Source organism: Corynebacterium sp. HMSC034E11 (assembly GCF_001835905.1).
GTDB classification, from domain to species: Bacteria; Actinomycetota; Actinomycetes; order Mycobacteriales; family Mycobacteriaceae; genus Corynebacterium; species Corynebacterium coyleae.
In genome coordinates this window covers 201,997-219,422 of record NZ_KV826415.1, presented here as the reverse complement: position 1 = coordinate 219,422, position 17,426 = coordinate 201,997, and the positions used below count along the sequence as shown (strand labels likewise).

General features: G+C 61.1%; 12 protein-coding genes. 10 read left to right on the top strand and 2 right to left on the bottom strand.

All coding sequences use genetic code 11. The annotated features are described in order from the left end of the window. The coding region (locus HMPREF2690_RS09475) for a hypothetical protein (RefSeq protein WP_083320362.1) at nucleotides 1-767 on the bottom strand (767 nt) is incomplete at its 3' end. Nucleotides 768-1,124: 357 nt separating this feature from the next. Between HMPREF2690_RS09475 and rplJ the strand changes: the two genes are divergently transcribed. The 5 genes from rplJ (at nucleotide 1,125) to HMPREF2690_RS09450 (ending at nucleotide 11,022) form a co-directional block, all read left to right on the top strand. Further along, complete coding sequence (gene rplJ, locus HMPREF2690_RS09470) at nucleotides 1,125-1,646, top strand: 50S ribosomal protein L10 (protein ID WP_070422696.1); 522 nt, start codon at nucleotides 1,125-1,127, stop codon at nucleotides 1,644-1,646. Between the two features lie 52 nt (nucleotides 1,647-1,698). After that, the gene (rplL, locus tag HMPREF2690_RS09465) at nucleotides 1,699-2,085 is read left to right on the top strand and encodes a 50S ribosomal protein L7/L12 (RefSeq protein ID WP_070422697.1); all 387 of its coding nucleotides are present in this window, start codon (nucleotides 1,699-1,701) and stop codon (nucleotides 2,083-2,085) included. Between the two features lie 90 nt (nucleotides 2,086-2,175). After that, nucleotides 2,176-3,090: a cell envelope lipid trafficking protein PgfA gene (locus HMPREF2690_RS09460; RefSeq protein ID WP_070820734.1), complete on the top strand. Its 915-nt coding sequence runs from the start codon at nucleotides 2,176-2,178 to the stop codon at nucleotides 3,088-3,090. Nucleotides 3,091-3,424: 334 nt separating this feature from the next. Next, the gene (locus HMPREF2690_RS09455; RefSeq protein ID WP_070482529.1) at nucleotides 3,425-6,922 is read left to right on the top strand and encodes a DNA-directed RNA polymerase subunit beta; all 3,498 of its coding nucleotides are present in this window, start codon (nucleotides 3,425-3,427) and stop codon (nucleotides 6,920-6,922) included. An 86-nt stretch (nucleotides 6,923-7,008) separates the two neighbouring features. After that, nucleotides 7,009-11,022, top strand: coding sequence for a DNA-directed RNA polymerase subunit beta' (locus HMPREF2690_RS09450; RefSeq protein WP_070820733.1), 4,014 nt, complete (start codon nucleotides 7,009-7,011; stop codon nucleotides 11,020-11,022). 89 nt (nucleotides 11,023-11,111) lie between these two features. On the opposite strand, the gene HMPREF2690_RS09445 is transcribed toward HMPREF2690_RS09450, so the two are convergent. Continuing rightward, nucleotides 11,112-11,741: a DUF1707 SHOCT-like domain-containing protein gene (locus HMPREF2690_RS09445; RefSeq protein ID WP_070820732.1), complete on the bottom strand. Its 630-nt coding sequence runs from the start codon at nucleotides 11,739-11,741 to the stop codon at nucleotides 11,112-11,114. Between the two features lie 211 nt (nucleotides 11,742-11,952). On the opposite strand from HMPREF2690_RS09445, the gene rpsL reads away from it, so the two are divergent. The 5 genes from rpsL (at nucleotide 11,953) to HMPREF2690_RS09420 (ending at nucleotide 17,410) form a co-directional block, all read left to right on the top strand. Continuing rightward, nucleotides 11,953-12,324 (top strand): 30S ribosomal protein S12, encoded by a 372-nt coding sequence (rpsL, locus tag HMPREF2690_RS09440; protein WP_070422702.1) that lies wholly within the window; start codon nucleotides 11,953-11,955, stop codon nucleotides 12,322-12,324. Nucleotides 12,325-12,327: 3 nt separating this feature from the next. Continuing rightward, nucleotides 12,328-12,795, top strand: a complete 468-nt coding sequence (gene rpsG / locus HMPREF2690_RS09435) for a 30S ribosomal protein S7 (RefSeq protein WP_070820731.1) — start codon at nucleotides 12,328-12,330, stop codon at nucleotides 12,793-12,795. Nucleotides 12,796-12,993: 198 nt separating this feature from the next. Then, entirely contained in the window at nucleotides 12,994-15,114 is a 2,121-nt protein-coding gene (gene fusA / locus HMPREF2690_RS09430; protein ID WP_070422704.1) for an elongation factor G, read from the top strand. A 305-nt stretch (nucleotides 15,115-15,419) separates the two neighbouring features. Further along, on the top strand, nucleotides 15,420-16,610 hold the full coding sequence (gene tuf, locus HMPREF2690_RS09425; protein ID WP_070422705.1) for an elongation factor Tu: 1,191 nt from the start codon (nucleotides 15,420-15,422) through the stop codon (nucleotides 16,608-16,610). A 104-nt stretch (nucleotides 16,611-16,714) separates the two neighbouring features. Next, nucleotides 16,715-17,410 carry a hypothetical protein gene (locus tag HMPREF2690_RS09420; protein ID WP_070815610.1) on the top strand — a complete coding sequence of 232 codons (696 nt, stop codon included), beginning with the start codon at nucleotides 16,715-16,717 and terminating at the stop codon, nucleotides 17,408-17,410. Nucleotides 17,411-17,426: the final 16 nt, after the last annotated feature.

Genomic DNA, 17,426 nt, shown 5'->3' with positions numbered 1-17,426 from the left:
TGCTTCTGATTCGCCAAACGCTGCGTGCGATACAGATTCACCGCACCGGCCTGCGGGTGAAACGCCGCCACCTCCAACGCATCACCAAACTGGGCGGAGAGAAACTCCGCACCCGTCATGGTGGTGCCATCAGTCATGGCCAACAGCACATCATCACCATTGCCGTCCAGGATGCGTACGTAATCCGGCAGCGGCACCAACACCGTCGGACGAGGCGCTGCAGTAGCCACCTTGCCCTCGCCGAAGAAGATCCCAATCAAATTCTCGGCAATCTGGGGTGCAGCCGGACGGTCCTGATCAATACCTAACCGCCCGGCGTGTTCCATGTCGGAGATCTCGCGCTCGTCGTAGGTTAAGTGCAGGGTGCGTTTGCCGTTTCGCGACGGGCCAAATTTCGCCGCATCCACCGCCGGTGTCTTATCCGCCGGCACCAACGTACGGGCTGCAGCCTCAATCGCCCGGTAGCCACCTTCGACCTCAAGCAAGGCCAGGCGCAGCGCCCACCGCTGGGAGGCATCCTTGACCGGTGCGATGCGACGCTCGATCAGCGCCAGCTCGTCGAGGGAGAAACCTCGCGCTAAAGAACTTGCTGTCTTCTGTTTGCGCGTGAATTTGGTGCGCCCGAAGTACACATCGCGCAGCCGCGCCCAGGCTCGCGCACGATCGGGTGCAAAGCCCGAGGCGAGTGCAACCTCAAGGTTGAAGTCAGCCAGCGTCTCTAACGCTGCGGCCGACATCGCCTGCACTAACACCTCGAACGAATTCATACCCAAAACGCTAAACGCCCGGCGCAGAAATTGCACCTGGCCTGTGGATAACTGGGCGTGGGGTCGTCGAAAAGCAGTCGAAAAGCAATGGCTTATCCACAGGCAATTTGACCTCGCGGCGAAACCCGCTAAGATACCCACCGAAGTTTGAGCGATCCGTAAGGGTCGCGCTCAAGTTTCACCGAAGACCGTCGGTCACTTCCGTAAGGGAGTCGAAGGTATCCCATTCCAGGGATCGACCCACGCAGGAGAAACGAGGCTGGACTTGCGTCTGCCCCGTGCCTTCTGCACGGGGCATTTTTCATTGGTGCTCCGGGCGGATTGAAGGACATGAAGTATCGGAAGGAGGCGTGTGTCATGGCAAACCCGAAGAATGTTGCGGAACTTGCAGCTCTGAAGGAGAAGTTCGCTGAGGCGGACTCCATCGTGCTGACTGAGTACCGTGGCCTGACCGTCGGCCAGCTCCAGCAGCTGCGCGGCGATATGGGCTTTGATGTCGAGTACCACGTCGCCAAGAACACTCTCATCAAGATCGCTGCTAATGAGCAGGGCATTGAGGGTCTCGACGATCTTCTCACCGGCCCGACCGCTGTTGCGTTCATCAAGGGCGACGCGGCTGTTGATGCTGCGAAGGTGATGAAGAAGTTCAACAAGGACCACGACGCGTTCGTGATCAAGGGCGGCTTCATGGACGGTAACGTCCTGGACGCTTCCCAGATCGACGCTCTGGCTGAGATGGACAACCGCGAGACCACCCTTGCGAAGCTCGCTGGTGCGTTCGAGGGTTCTCTGGCAAAGGCTGCCGGCCTGTTCCAGGCTCCGGCCTCCAAGACGGCTCGTCTTGTCGCTGCGCTGCAGGACAAGCAGGAAGCCGCGTAAGCAAACTTTTACATCTGGGCTGCAGACGCCCACCTAAAGAAAGGAAGCCATCATGGCTAAGCTCACCAAGGACGAGCTCATTGAGCAGTTCAAGGAAATGACCCTCATCGAACTTTCCGAGTTCCTGAAGGAATTCGAGGAGGTCTTCGACGTGACCGCTGCTGCTCCGGTTGCAGTTGCTGCTGCTCCGGGCGCTGCTGGCGATGCTCCGGCTGCTGAGGAGAAGGACGAGTTCGACGTTGTTCTCGAGGACGCTGGCGACAAGAAGATCGGTGTCATTAAGGCTGTCCGCGAGCTCGTTCCGGGCCTGGGCCTGAAGGACGCTAAGGAAATGGTTGAGGGCACCCCGAAGGCCATCCTGGAAGGCGCTTCCAAGGACGACGCTGAGGCCGCTAAGGCTAAGCTCGAGGAGGCTGGCGCAAAGGTCACCCTCAAGTAAGAGCCTTTCGCTTTTCGACGACACCCCCGCCCACCGGTACGTTTACCGGCTGGCGGGGGTTTCGCTTGTCCTGCGCTAAGATTTCGGACCATGCTGCGTTTTTCCCGTTCCTTGGCCGCGTTGGTTGCTGGTGTGGGTATTGCGCTGGTGGTTGCTGGGATGTTGGCGCCGCGGGTGTTGTTGTCAGGGGAGCGGTTGCCGTTGGCGTTGGGGGATGCGACGTGGACGATTACGGATCCGGATGGCATGCGTGCGGGGGAGTCGGCGCCGGTGACGCGTCAGTTGCATTTGGAGGTGATGGAGCCTTCGGGGGATGAGCGGGCGGCTATTCGTGTGGGGGATTCGGTGCGAGCGGGTGAGGCTCCGGGGGATTTTGAGAATTTGGTGTCTGCGACGACGTGGTCGTATGAGTTGGATCGGGTGTCGGGTGAGGCGTTGTCGCCGGCGCAGGCGCAGGTAATTTTTGCGATGCCTGCTGCCGAAGTGCCGGTCGACGGCGCTTGGCTGAAATTCCCGTCGCCCGCGCCTGCGTCGGACGTGGACGTGTTTGATCCGGTGTTGCGTGGTTCGGCGGTGGCGCGGTTCGTCGATACGCAAGAGATCGGCGGACGCACCGTCAACCGCTACCAGCAGACGGTCGCGCCGACGAATATCGCGCAGCGCTACGCCGATCCGCGTAACACGCTCACGATCGACGGTGAACGTACGTTCTTTACTCATGCGGCGGAGCGCGAGTTGCTTGTCGACGAGCAAACGGGCGTTGTTGTGGGCATCAACGAGCGTGTCGACGACTACTATGCCGACGCCGAGGGTAACGGCGTGCAGAACGTGCTGACCTATGACGGACGTATGGACGAGGCGCAGGTCACGGAACTTGTGCAGCGGGTTGGTCAGGCGCAGCCGAAGGCGGCCAATCCGTTGTTGTGGTGGATTGTCACCGGTGTCGGTGCGGTGTTGGCCCTGGTGGGGCTGATTGGTTCGGTTGTTTCGGCGCGTCGCAATTGACGAGTCGCGCGGGTGGGGTGGTAGGCTGCCCTCCAGCAACTTGGACAACGGCACCAGACGGCACGGGTGCGTGAGGGTTGTAACGCGGGGGGTTGAGTGCCCGATAGGGCCCTTTACAATTTGTTAGCTTTTGTATAAGCTTGCTCGTTGCGCTGGAAGCCGTCTCCAGTACGTCATTGAAGCCTTGTGCATACGGATGAGAATTTCCTATTTGACAAGGTGATTTTGTTGTCTCTGGGGGCGGGTCTTCCGAAGCAGACCAAATGCTAACTTATCCTGCGGAAATGCCGCTGGACCGCGAAGCCAGACGCGGGCCGGTGAGCATCCGCCAGAGGTGCTGGAAGGACCCAACTTGGCAGTCTCAGACCAGACCATGAATATGGCTGAAATCCCGGGGGCTCCGGAACGTTATTCGTTCGCGAAGATTAACGAGCCCATTACCGTCCCGGGCTTGCTCGATGTGCAGCTCGAATCGTTCGCGTGGCTCGTCGGTACGTCGGAGTGGCGTGAGAATGAGCAGGCGAGCCGTGGCGACGATGCACGCGTCACCTCGGGCCTTGAGGACATTCTTGAGGAGATCTCCCCGATCGAGGACTACTCGGGCAACATGAGCCTGACGTTGTCCGAGCCGCGCTTCGAAGACGTGAAGTACACGATCGACGAGTGCAAGGACAAGGACATCAACTACTCCGCGCCGCTCTATGTGACCGCGGAGTTCATTAACAACGACACGCAGGAGATTAAGTCCCAGACCGTGTTCATTGGCGATTTTCCGCTGATGACCGACAAGGGCACCTTCATTGTCAACGGCACCGAGCGTGTCGTTGTCTCCCAGCTGGTGCGCTCCCCAGGCGTGTACTTCGACGAGTCGATTGATAAGTCCACGGAGCGCCCGCTGCACTCCGTGAAGGTTATCCCGTCTCGCGGCGCTTGGCTCGAGTTCGACGTGGACAAGCGTGACACCGTTGGTGTGCGTATTGACCGTAAGCGTCGCCAGCCGGTTACCGTCCTGCTGAAGGCTCTGGGTTGGACCACGGAACAGATCACGGAGCGCTTCGGCTTCTCCGAGATCATGATGTCCACCCTGGAAAACGACGGTGTGAACAACACCGACGAGGCTCTGCTGGAGATTTACCGCAAGCAGCGTCCGGGCGAGCAGCCGACGCGTGACCTTGCGCAGTCCCTGCTGGAGAACTCGTTCTTCAAGGCGAAGCGTTACGACCTGGCTCGCGTGGGCCGTTACAAGGTCAACCGCAAGCTTGGTCTCGGCGGCGATCACGACGGTTTGATGACGCTGACCGAAGAGGACATTGCTACCACCCTCGAGTACTTGGTGCGTCTGCACGCAGGTGAGTCGGAGATGACCTCCCCGTCCGGTGAGATCATCCCGATCAACACCGACGACATCGACCACTTCGGTAATCGTCGTCTGCGCACCGTGGGTGAGCTGATCCAGAACCAGGTACGCGTTGGCCTGTCCCGTATGGAGCGCGTCGTGCGTGAACGCATGACCACCCAGGATGCGGAGTCGATTACCCCGACGTCGCTGATTAACGTGCGTCCGGTCTCCGCTGCGATCCGCGAGTTCTTCGGTACCTCGCAGCTGTCGCAGTTCATGGACCAGAACAACTCTCTGTCTGGCCTGACCCACAAGCGTCGTCTGTCTGCGCTTGGTCCGGGTGGTCTGTCGCGTGAGCGCGCCGGCATCGAGGTGCGAGACGTGCACCCGTCGCACTACGGCCGTATGTGCCCGATTGAGACCCCGGAAGGCCCGAACATTGGTCTGATTGGTGCGCTGTCCTCGTACGCGCGCGTCAACCCGTTCGGTTTCATTGAGACGCCGTACCAGAAGGTCGAAGACGGCAAGCTGACCGATCAGATTGATTACCTCACCGCCGACGAGGAGGACCGCTACGCCATTGCGCAGGCGGCCACCCCGATGGATAAGGACGGCAACCTCACCGGTGAGCGTATTGAGGTCCGCCTGAAGGAAGGCGACATCGGCGTCGTCGGCCCGAAGGGCGTTGACTACCTGGATATTTCCCCGCGTCAGATGGTGTCCGTGGCTACGGCGATGATTCCGTTCCTCGAGCACGACGATGCGAACCGTGCCCTCATGGGTGCGAACATGCAGAAGCAGGCTGTGCCGCTGCTGCGCGCCGAGTCCGCATACGTGGCTACCGGTATGGAGCAGCGTGCTGCGTACGACGCTGGCGATACCGTCATTTCCAAGAAGGCCGGCGTGATTGAGAACGTCACGGGCGACTACATCACCGTCATGGATGATGAGGGTGGCCGCGACACCTACATGCTGCGCACCTTCGAGCGTACGAACCAGGGCACCTGCTACAACCAGACCCCGATCGTGAGCGCGGGCGACCGCGTTGAGGCCGGTCAGGTTATCGCTGACGGCCCGGGCACCAAGGACGGCGAGATGGCTCTCGGCCGTAACCTGCTGGTTGCGTTCATGCCGTGGGAAGGCCACAACTACGAGGACGCCATCATCCTCAACCAGCGCGTGGTGGAGGAGGACATCCTCACCTCCGTGCACATCGAGGAGCACGAGATTGATGCCCGCGACACCAAGCTCGGTGCCGAGGAGATCACTCGTGAGATCCCGAACGTGTCCGAGGATGTGCTGAAGGATCTGGACGAGCGCGGCATCATCCGTATCGGTGCGGACGTGCGTGACGGCGACATCCTTGTCGGTAAAGTCACCCCGAAGGGCGAGACCGAGCTGACCCCGGAGGAGCGCCTGCTGCGCGCCATCTTCGGCGAGAAGGCCCGCGAGGTCCGCGACACCTCCCTGAAGGTGCCCCACGGTGAGCAGGGCAAGGTCATTGCTGTGCGTCGCTTCTCCCGTGAGGACGACGACGATCTGTCCCCGGGCGTGAACGAGATGATCCGCGTGTACGTGGCTCAGAAGCGCAAGATCCAGGACGGCGACAAGATGGCTGGCCGCCACGGCAACAAGGGTGTCGTGGGCAAGATCCTGCCTCAGGAAGACATGCCGTTCATGGCTGACGGCACCCCGGTGGACATCATTCTGAACACCCACGGTGTGCCGCGTCGTATGAACATCGGCCAGGTGCTCGAGGTTCACTTGGGCTGGCTGGCGAAGGCCGGCTGGACGGTGAACCCGGACGATCCGGCGAACGCCAAGTTGCTGGAGACCCTGCCGGAGCACCTGTATGACGTCCCGCCGGAGTCGCTGACCGCAACCCCGGTGTTCGACGGTGCGACCAACGACGAGATCGCTGGCCTGCTTGCTAACTCCAAGCCGAACCGCGACGGTGACGTCATGGTGGACGGCGACGGCAAGACTGTCCTGTTCGACGGCCGTTCCGGTGAGCCGTACAAGTACCCGATTTCGGTCGGTTACATGTACATGCTGAAGCTGCACCACCTGGTGGACGAGAAGATTCACGCTCGTTCCACTGGTCCGTACTCGATGATTACGCAGCAGCCGCTGGGCGGTAAGGCTCAGTTCGGTGGCCAGCGTTTCGGCGAGATGGAGGTGTGGGCAATGCAGGCTTACGGCGCTGCCTACACGCTGCAGGAGCTGCTGACCATTAAGTCGGATGACGTGGTCGGCCGTGTGAAGGTTTACGAGGCGATTGTCAAGGGCGACAACATCCCGGATCCGGGTATTCCGGAGTCTTTCAAGGTGTTGCTCAAGGAGTTGCAGTCCCTGTGCTTGAACGTGGAGGTTCTCTCTACTGATGGCACGCCGATGGAGCTCGACGGCGATGACGACGAGTTTGATCAGGCTGGCTCCTCGCTCGGCATTAACCTGTCCCGCGATGAGGGTGCAGCGGCGGATACCGCTTAGGCGCCAGGTGGTCGTCGTAAAGCAATTGCTTGTCGACGACCAAACGAACGCAATAGCCAACCACTTAAAAGAAAAGGAATTTTTACGTGTTTGACGTAAACCTCTTCGATGAGCTTCGCATCGGCCTGGCCACCGCCGACGACATTCGCCGTTGGTCCCACGGCGAGGTGAAGAAGCCTGAAACCATTAACTACCGCACGCTCAAGCCGGAAAAGGACGGCCTGTTCTGCGAGCGCATCTTCGGTCCGACCCGCGACTGGGAGTGTGCCTGCGGTAAGTACAAGCGTGTCCGCTACAAGGGCATCATCTGCGAGCGCTGCGGCGTCGAGGTGACCAAGTCCAAGGTGCGCCGTGAGCGGATGGGCCACATTGAGCTGGCTGCTCCGGTGACGCACATCTGGTACTTCAAGGGTGTGCCGTCGCGTCTGGGCTACCTGCTCGACCTGGCGCCGAAGGATCTTGAGCGCATCATTTACTTCGCGGCGAACATCATCACCTCTGTTGATGACGAGGCTCGACACAACGACATGTCCACCCTCGAGGCGGAGATGTTGATGGAGAAGAAGGATGTCGAGGACGACACCAACTCCGAGATCGCCGACCGTGCGCAGAAGTTGGAGGAGGACCTCGCTGAGCTCGAGGCTTCCGGCGCAACTGCTGCTGCCCGCAAGAAGGTGCAGAACGCTGCCGATAAGGAGATGCAGCACCTGCGCGAGGCTGGCGAGCGCGAGGTTGAGCGCCTCGACGAGATCTGGACCACCTTCCAGAAGCTCGCTCCGAAGCAGATGATTATCGACGAAAACCTCTACGAGGAACTCGTCGACCGTTACGAGGATTACTTCACCGGCGGTATGGGCGCCGAGGCAATCCAGACGCTGATCCGCAACTTCGACCTCGATGCTGAGGCCGAGGAGCTGCGCGGCATCATCGCCGAGGGCAAGGGCCAGAAGAAGGTCCGCGCTCTGAAGCGTCTGCGCGTTGTCGCTGCGTTCCAGCGCTCGGGCAACGACCCGGCAGGCATGATCCTCGACGCCATCCCGGTGATCCCGCCGGAGCTGCGTCCGATGGTCCAGCTCGACGGTGGCCGTTTTGCCACCTCCGACCTGAACGACCTGTACCGCCGCGTGATCAACCGCAACAACCGTTTGAAGCGCATGATCGACCTGGGCGCACCAGAGATCATCGTGAACAACGAGAAGCGCATGCTGCAGGAGTCCGTTGACGCCCTGTTCGACAACGGTCGTCGTGGCCGTCCGGTCACCGGCCCGGGCACCCGTCCGCTGAAGTCCCTGTCTGACCTGCTCAAGGGCAAGCAGGGTCGCTTCCGCCAGAACCTGCTGGGTAAGCGTGTGGACTACTCCGGCCGTTCCGTGATTATCGTCGGCCCGCAGCTGAAGCTGCACGAGTGTGGTCTGCCGAAGCGTATGGCGCTCGAGCTGTTTAAGCCGTTCGTGATGAAGCGCCTCGTCGATAATGACTACGCGCAGAACATCAAGTCCGCCAAGCGCATGGTGGAGCGTCAGCGCCCTGAGGTGTGGGACGTGCTCGAAGAGGCGATTTCCGAGCACCCAGTGCTGCTGAACCGTGCACCGACCCTGCACCGTCTGGGTATTCAGGCGTTCGAGCCGAAGCTGGTTGAGGGTAAGGCAATTCAGCTGCACCCGCTGGCCTGTGAAGCATTCAACGCCGACTTCGACGGTGACCAGATGGCAGTCCACCTGCCGCTGTCCGCAGAGGCGCAGGCTGAGGCCCGCATCCTGATGCTGTCCTCCAACAACATCCTGTCCCCGGCGTCCGGCAAGCCGCTGGCAATGCCGCGCCTGGACATGGTGACTGGCCTGTACTTCCTGACCATGCTCAAGGGCCCGCAGGAGATCGGCGGCGAGGGCGCATATGCACCTGCCGACGAAAACGGCCCGGAGCGCGGCGTCTACTCGTCCTACCGTGAGGCCATCATGGCTTACGACCTGGGCGTGCTTGGCCTGCAGGCACCGATCAAGGTGCGCATCGATCACCTGCGTCCGACGGAGGAGATCGAGGCAGAGCAGTTCCCGGATGGTTGGACGAAGGGTCAGCCGTGGATGATGGAGACCACCCTTGGTCGCATCATGTTCAACGAGCTCATGCCGTTTAACTTCCCGTACCAGGAAGGCGCCATGGTCCGTAAGGGCGGTGGCGGCGGCAAGGTGCTGCTCGGCGACATCATCCAGTCCATGGTTGAGCAGTACCCGATGATCACCGTCGCTCAGGTGCTGGACAAGATGAAGGACGCTGGCTTCTACTGGTCCACCCGTTCCGGCGTCACCATCTCCATGTCCGACGTGCTGATTCTCCCGAACAAGAACGAAGTTCTCGAGCAGTACGAGAAGGAAGCCGAGGCCATCGAGCGCAAGTTCTGGGAGAAGGGTGCGCTTACCGAGGAGAACCGTTACGACCGTCTGGTCGAGCTGTGGCAGGATGCCACCAACAAGGTTGGTCAGGCCGTCGAGGACCTGTACCCGGACGACAACCCGATTCCGATGATCGTGAAGTCCGGTGCTGCAGGTAACATGCGTCAGATCTGGACCCTGGCCGGCATGAAGGGCATGGTCGTGAACTCGCGTGGTGAGTACATCACGCGCCCGATCAAGACCTCTTTCCGCGAAGGCCTGTCCGTGATGGAGTACTTCAACAACTCCCACGGTTCCCGTAAGGGTCTTGCCGATACCGCTCTGCGTACCGCTGACTCGGGCTACCTCACCCGTCGTCTGGTGGACGTGGCGCAGGACGTCATCGTCCGCGAGGAGGACTGTGGCACCCGTCAGGGCGTCAAGGTTCCTGTTGCCGTTGCCCTCGCAGGCTCGGACAACGAGAAGAAGTACGCCCGCCACGACCTGGTCGAGACCTCTGTCTCCGGCCGTGTTCTGGCTGCGGATGCCACCGACGCTGATGGCAAGGTCATCGCCGAGGCTGGTACCGAGTTGAGCGAGCAGCGTATCGACGACCTCGTGGCCGCCGGCATCACCGAGGTCAAGGTTCGCTCCGTGCTGACCTGCCAGACCCCGACCGGTGTCTGCGCGAAGTGCTACGGCAAGTCCATGGCCTCCGGTCACCTCGTCGACATCGGCGAAGCCGTCGGCATCGTGGCTGCACAGTCCATTGGTGAGCCGGGTACCCAGCTGACCATGCGTACCTTCCACCAGGGTGGTGTCGGTGGCGACATTACCGGTGGTCTGCCGCGTGTCCAGGAGCTCTTCGAGGCCCGCGTTCCGAAGAACCGTGCCCCGATCGCTTCCGTGGCCGGCACGATCACTCTCGAGGACGAGGGCAACTTCTGGACCCTGACCATCCACCCGGATGACGGTTCCGACGTGGTGGTCTACGAGAAGCTGTCCAAGCGCCAGGGCCTGGCCCAGGTTCGCCGCCCGATGGAGTCCAACCCGGACGCCATGATCGAGCGTGGCCTGCGCGAGGGTGACCACGTCGAGGTGGGCGAGCGCCTGCTTCGCGGTGCTGCTGACCCGCACGACGTGCTCGAGGTTCTCGGCCGTCGCGGTGTGGAGAAGCACCTTATCGACGAGGTCCAGGCCGTGTACCGCACCCAGGGTGTGTCCATCCACGACAAGCACATCGAGATCATCATCCGCCAGATGCTGCGTCGCGGCACCGTGATCGACTCGGGTACCACCGAGTTCCTCCCGGGCACGCTCGTGGACCTGTCGGAGGCACGCCAGGTCAACGCCGCTGCTGTGGCAGACGGTGGCGAGCCGGCCGAGATGCGCTCCGAGATCATGGGCATCACCAAGGCATCGCTGGCTACCGAGTCCTGGCTGTCGGCCGCGTCCTTCCAGGAGACCACCCGTGTGCTCACGGACGCTGCGATTAACAAGCGTTCCGACAAGCTCATCGGCCTGAAGGAGAACGTGATCATCGGTAAGTTGATCCCGGCTGGTACCGGTATCTCCCGCTACCGCAACATCCAGGTCAAGCCGACCGAGGCGGCACGCTCCGCGGCGTACGCCATCCCGACCTTCGGCGATTCCATCTACGGCGACGAAGGCTACGGCGAATTCACCGGCGCTTCGGTGCCGATGGAAGAGTTCGGCTACGAGGAGCTCTAAAGGCAGCCCCAGCATTCTGGCTTAGCTAGGTCTGCTTCAAAGCCCGGCATCCCCGCTGAGGGGAGGCCGGGCTTTTTGTTGTGCTGATACTAAATGTGAGCACCACGGGCTGCGCGCACGATTCCTACGCCACCCATGAGTGCGAGCCCGCGAACATGGATGACCGGAGCATCGGCGGGAATCTCAGCGAGAGAAAACCTGCACGACGAGTGGGTTTCCACCCCGAAACCACCCATGATTCCAATTCCTGCATCGACGACTCGGACATCGTCTGGCACGATGATCTCGATGCCACCCATGATGGCGAATGCGTTGATCTCGGTCTCGTGAGAACTCAACCTCGCCTCGCGCAGATCGATTGAGCTTCCGCCCATCACGGTGAAGGAGGTGTGCGTCGGAGCTACCAACCAGTCGCCGCCTCGCTCGCTGCCTCCCATGACTGCAAGGCTGAAGCCGGAGCCGCCGGATTCGCCGGTGACGTAGTTCCTCACTCCTGAAGGGCGCTGGGCCGGAGGATGGGGTTGGGCGGTGACGGGGGAGAGATCGTCGATAAGCGCAGGAAGCTCATCGACAAAGGTTGCCTCGTAGAGCATGCGAGAGCGCTCGTCGAACTCGTTGACGGAGAGCTGTCCATCGACGAATGCATCGTGAAGGAAGGCGGCGGCACGGTCGCGTTCCGCGCTGCTCAGTCGCTTACGGGGGAGGTTCGCATCGCTCATGCCACGAAAGCTAGCACGGATTTGCCGTCATGCCTTGGCGTGTTGTAAATTATCTGAGGTTTCGCCCGTGTGAATCGGTGCGAAGTTAAACGAACTCCATGCGACTCGTTCACTAGGTAGTTCATGCAAACGGCAGGGCCCCGGAAGAAGAGCCCCTATTTTTGCATGTATGGCCATGTGTGAGCGGGACGCGCGAACAGAAAGGGCTTGAATGCCTACTATTCAGCAGCTGGTCCGCAAGGGCCGCCACTCCAAGAGCGCGAAGGTGGCTACTGCTGCGCTGAAGGGCTCTCCGCAGCGCCGCGGCGTGTGCACCCGCGTGTACACCACCACCCCGAAGAAGCCGAACTCTGCACTTCGTAAGGTCGCCCGTGTGCGCCTGACCTCCGGTGTTGAGGTTTCCGCTTACATTCCGGGCGAGGGCCACAACCTGCAGGAGCACTCCATGGTGCTCGTGCGCGGCGGCCGTGTGAAGGACCTCCCGGGTGTGCGCTACAAGATCGTTCGTGGCGCCCTCGATACCCAGGCAGTGAAGGACCGTAAGCAGGCACGTTCCCGCTACGGCGCGAAGAAGGGACAGTAATCAATGCGTAAGCAGCAAGCACCGAAGCGTCCCATCGTTAAGGATCCGGTATACGAGTCCGAGCTGGTCACCCAGCTTGTGAACAAGATCCTGCAGGACGGCAAGAAGTCCACCGCCGAGCGCATCGTCTACGGCGCACTCGAGATCTGCCGCGAGAAGACCGGCACCGATCCGGTGGGCACCCTGGAAAAGGCTATCGGCAACGTTCGCCCGGACCTCGAGGTTCGCTCCCGCCGTGTTGGTGGCGCAACCTACCAGGTCCCGGTTGACGTCAAGCCGGAGCGCTCCACCACTCTCGCCCTGCGTTGGCTGGTCCCCTTTACCCGCCAGCGTCGTGAGAACTCGATGATCGAGCGTCTCGCCAACGAGATCCTGGATGCTTCCAACGGTCTCGGCGCATCCGTGAAGCGTCGCGAGGATGTCCACAAGATGGCAGAGGCCAACCGCGCCTTCGCCCACTACCGCTGGTAAGAGCTGGAAGCGAGATGATCGTCGGCAAACCCCGAAACTGCATATGTGTCCCCTCGTGGGGCCCGCGTTTTCGGGGTTTTCGTCGATAAGCACAAGCTCGCGCTGCCATTTGAGCAACAAAGTGGCAGAATTGACTAACGACAACTAACCGACAAAGACGCTTCACCGCGTCGACGACATTAAGTTGGGGTAACAAACGTGGCACAAGAAGTGCTTAAGGACCTGCACAAGGTCCGCAACATCGGCATCATGGCCCACATTGACGCCGGTAAGACCACCACCACCGAGCGCATCCTGTTCTACACGGGCATCAACCGCAAGGTCGGCGAAACCCACGACGGTGGCGCAACCACCGACTGGATGGATCAGGAGAAAGAGCGCGGCATCACCATTACGTCCGCAGCTGTGACCTGTTTCTGGAACAACAACCAGATCAACATCATTGACACCCCGGGTCACGTGGACTTCACCGTTGAGGTGGAGCGCTCCCTGCGCGTGCTCGATGGTGCTGTCGCCGTGTTCGACGGCAAGGAAGGCGTTGAGCCGCAGTCCGAGCAGGTGTGGCGTCAGGCTGCGAAGTACGACGTCCCGCGTATCTGCTTCGTCAACAAGATGGACAAGCTGGGTGCAGACTTCTTCTACACCGTCGGCACCATTGTCGACCGCCTCGGCGCTAAGCCGTTGGTAATGCAGATTCCGATCGGCGCTGAGGACGACTTCGACGGCGTCGTCGATCTGCTCGAGATGAAGGCTCTGCAGTGGCCGGGCAAGGTCGAGACCGGCACGCCGCCTCAGATCACCGAGATCCCGGAGGACCTCAAGGAGCTCGCAGAAGAGTACCGCGAGAAGCTTCTCGAGACCGTTGCCGAGTCCGACGAAGAGCTCATGGAGAAGTACTTCGGTGGCGAAGAACTCACCATCGAGGAAATCAAGGGCGCCATCCGCAAGCTCACCGTGAACTCCGAGATCTACCCGGTGTTCTGCGGTACCGCATACCGCAACAAGGGCATCGAGCCGATCCTCGACGCTGTTGTTGACTACCTGCCGAGCCCGCTGGACATCGGCGAGGTGCGTGGCACCTCCGTCGACGGCTCCGAGGAACTCTTCCGTAAGCCGTCCGTCGAAGAGCCGTTCTCCGCACTGGCCTTCAAGATCGCCGTGCACCCGTTCTTCGGCAAGCTCACCTACGTGCGCGTCTACTCCGGCCAGGCTATTCCGGGCGAGCAGATGCTCAACTCCACGAAGTCCAAGAAGGAGCGCGTGGGCAAGCTCTTCCAGATGCACGCGAACAAGGAGAACCCGGTCGAGCACGCAGACGCCGGCAACATCTACGCGTTCATCGGCCTGAAGGAAACTACGACCGGCGACACCCTGTGCAACCCGGATCACCCGATCATCCTCGAGTCCATGGACTTCCCGGACCCGGTTATCCAGGTGGCCATCGAGCCGAAGACCAAAGCTGACCAGGAGAAGCTCGGTACCGCTATTCAGAAGCTTGCTGAAGAGGACCCGACCTTCACCGTCCAGCTCGACGAAGAGACCGGCCAGACCGTCATCGGCGGCATGGGCGAGCTCCACCTCGACGTGCTGGTGGACCGCATGAAGCGCGAGTTCAAGGTTGAGGCAAACATCGGTTCCCCGCAGGTTGCTTACCGCGAGACCATTCGCAAGAAGGTCGAGTCCCTCGACTTCACCCACAAGAAGCAGACCGGTGGTTCGGGCCAGTTCGCAAAGGTCATCGTCACCATCGAGCCGTACAACCCGGATCCGGAGACCCTGGAAGAGGGCGAGTCCGCAACCTACAAGTTCGAGAACGCCGTCACCGGTGGTCGCGTGCCGAAGGAATACATCCCGTCCGTCGACGCTGGTATCCAGGACGCAATGCAGTACGGCTACCTCGCTGGCTACCCGCTGGTGAACATCAAGGCCACCCTCGAGGACGGCGCTTACCACGACGTCGACTCTTCGGAAATGGCGTTTAAGATCGCTGGCTCCCAGGTCCTCAAGGAAGCTGTTGCTAAGGCGAAGCCGGTTCTGCTTGAGCCGGTCATGGCTGTTGAGGTCGTGACCCCGGAGGAGTACATGGGCACCGTTAACGGTGACATCAGCTCCCGCCGTGGCCAGGTCTACGCCATGGAAGATCGCTCCGGCGCAAAGGTCGTCCGTGCGAAGGTGCCGCTGTCCGAGATGTTCGGCTACATCGGCGACCTGCGTTCCTCGACCGCTGGCCGTGCGAACTTCACCATGGTGTTCGACTCCTACGCTGAGGTTCCGCAGAGCGTCGCGCAGGAGATCATCGAGAAGCGCAACGGCAACTAAGCCGCCCTCTCCCGCCAGCTGCGTGCCAGCAGCTGGCGTATAAGGGAGAACCCCTAGCGGGGTAGCGGTCGCGCTGAGGCAACGCAACAACGGGCGTTGTCTGAGCCGGCCGTTACCCTCTAGGTTGGTCCGGGGAATCGGATCGGCCAGTTTGAAAAACGGCCTTTTTGAACCTAGGATCTTGTAACTGGCACATTGTGAAATGGCTCCCGTCGCTATATCCGTTTTGGGCTGTAGCGGTTGGGCGTAAGCAAACCACGTGGCTGCGAAGGTCGTAGCCACCATGAAGTCCAGGAGGACAATCAGTGGCAAAGGAAAAGTTCGAGCGCACTAAGCCGCACGTGAACATCGGCACCATTGGTCACGTCGACCACGGCAAGACCACCACCACCGCTGCGATCACCAAGGTACTGGCAGACCAGTACCCGGAGGAGAACAAGGCCTTCGACTACGCGATGATCGATAAGGCTCCGGAGGAGCGCGAGCGCGGCATTACCATCAACATCTCCCACGTGGAGTACAACACCCCGAAGCGTCACTACGCACACGTCGACGCCCCGGGCCACGCCGACTACATCAAGAACATGATTACCGGCGCTGCTCAGATGGACGGCGCAATCCTCGTGGTTGCTGCTACCGACGGCCCGATGCCGCAGACCCGTGAGCACGTTCTGCTCGCTCGCCAGGTTGGCGTTCCGTACATCCTCGTTGCACTGAACAAGTGCGACATGGTCGACGACGAAGAGATCATCGAGCTCGTCGAGATGGAGGTCCGCGAGCTGCTGGCTGAGCAGGACTACGACGAGGAAGCACCGATCGTCCACATCTCCGCTCTCAAGGCTCTCGAGGGCGATGAGAAGTGGGTTCAGTCCATCGTCGACCTCATGCAGGCTTGCGATGACTCCATCCCGGATCCGGAGCGCGAGACCGACAAGCCGTTCCTGATGCCGATCGAGGACATCTTCACCATTTCCGGCCGCGGCACCGTGGTTACCGGTCGTGTGGAGCGTGGCGTCCTCAACCTCAACGACGAGGTCGAGATCATCGGTATCCGCGAGAAGTCCCAGAAGACCACCGTCACCTCCATCGAGATGTTCAACAAGCTTCTCGACACCGCTGAGGCTGGCGACAACGCTGCACTGCTGCTGCGTGGTCTGAAGCGCGAGGACGTCGAGCGCGGCCAGGTCATCATCAAGCCGGGCGCTTACACCCCGCACACCAAGTTCGAGGGCTCCGTCTACGTGCTGTCCAAGGACGAGGGCGGCCGTCACACCCCGTTCTTCGACAACTACCGTCCGCAGTTCTACTTCCGCACCACCGACGTGACCGGTGTTGTGAAGCTGCCGGAGGGCACCGAGATGGTTATGCCGGGCGACAACGTCGACATGACCGTCGAGCTCATCCAGCCGGTCGCTATGGACGAGGGTCTGCGCTTCGCTATCCGCGAGGGCTCCCGCACCGTCGGCGCTGGCCGCGTTACCAAGATCCTCGACTAATTCGAGTCGATCTGACGTAACCGTCGGATAAACGCCAAGGCCGCCTCTCCCGTTTGGGAGAGGCGGCCTTTTGCATGCCCTGAGGGTGGTTTATGGTCTGAGGCGTGCAGGACCCAACACGTATCCCGAAGATTCTGGCCGCGCTTCAAGAGGTTTGGGAGGGGCAACCAGATTTGAGCCTCGGCCAATTATTTGGGGTACTGGGCAATCGTGGGCTGGGGTGGGACTCAACTGACGCAGAGGCGCTCGCAGTTCTTCAGCAGCTCTCTCAGGAGCATCCTTCGCTTGTCGACAACACCTCCGCCCCCATTACCTTCACCACCGTCGAACCGCACCTGCAGGTTACCTTGGTGGACGGAAATGTGGTGGTGCGAAGCGCGGCGCACCCAGGGCGAATGCCGTCGGTGTGGCGGTATGCGTCGATGCGACGTACCGGTCCGGGGTTACCGCTCGTGTTAACTGATGTGGAGGGGGTGGAACATCGGCTGGGGATTGTCCGTCATTTGAAGCTTTTTACGCCGGGGGAGAGTCGCTCGTTGGCGGGATTGCTGCAAGATAGCGTAGGAGCGAACCGGTGGTTGGTGGCGCTGGAAGATGGAGCAAGGGCTGTGGTCGGCAGCCGGATCCGTCGTTGGGTACAGGCGCGTCGTGATGTTGACGTGGATACCTTCGCCTGGGCACGCATTCTTCAATGCGAGGCGGGGGCGGACATGACAATCGCCCCAGCCTGCGGCGGGGAGCCGGTGGTGCTGGGGCGAGTTACCGCGGTGTTGCCGCTGGAAGTTCAGGAGGAAGCCTAGACAGCCGCGAAGCCGC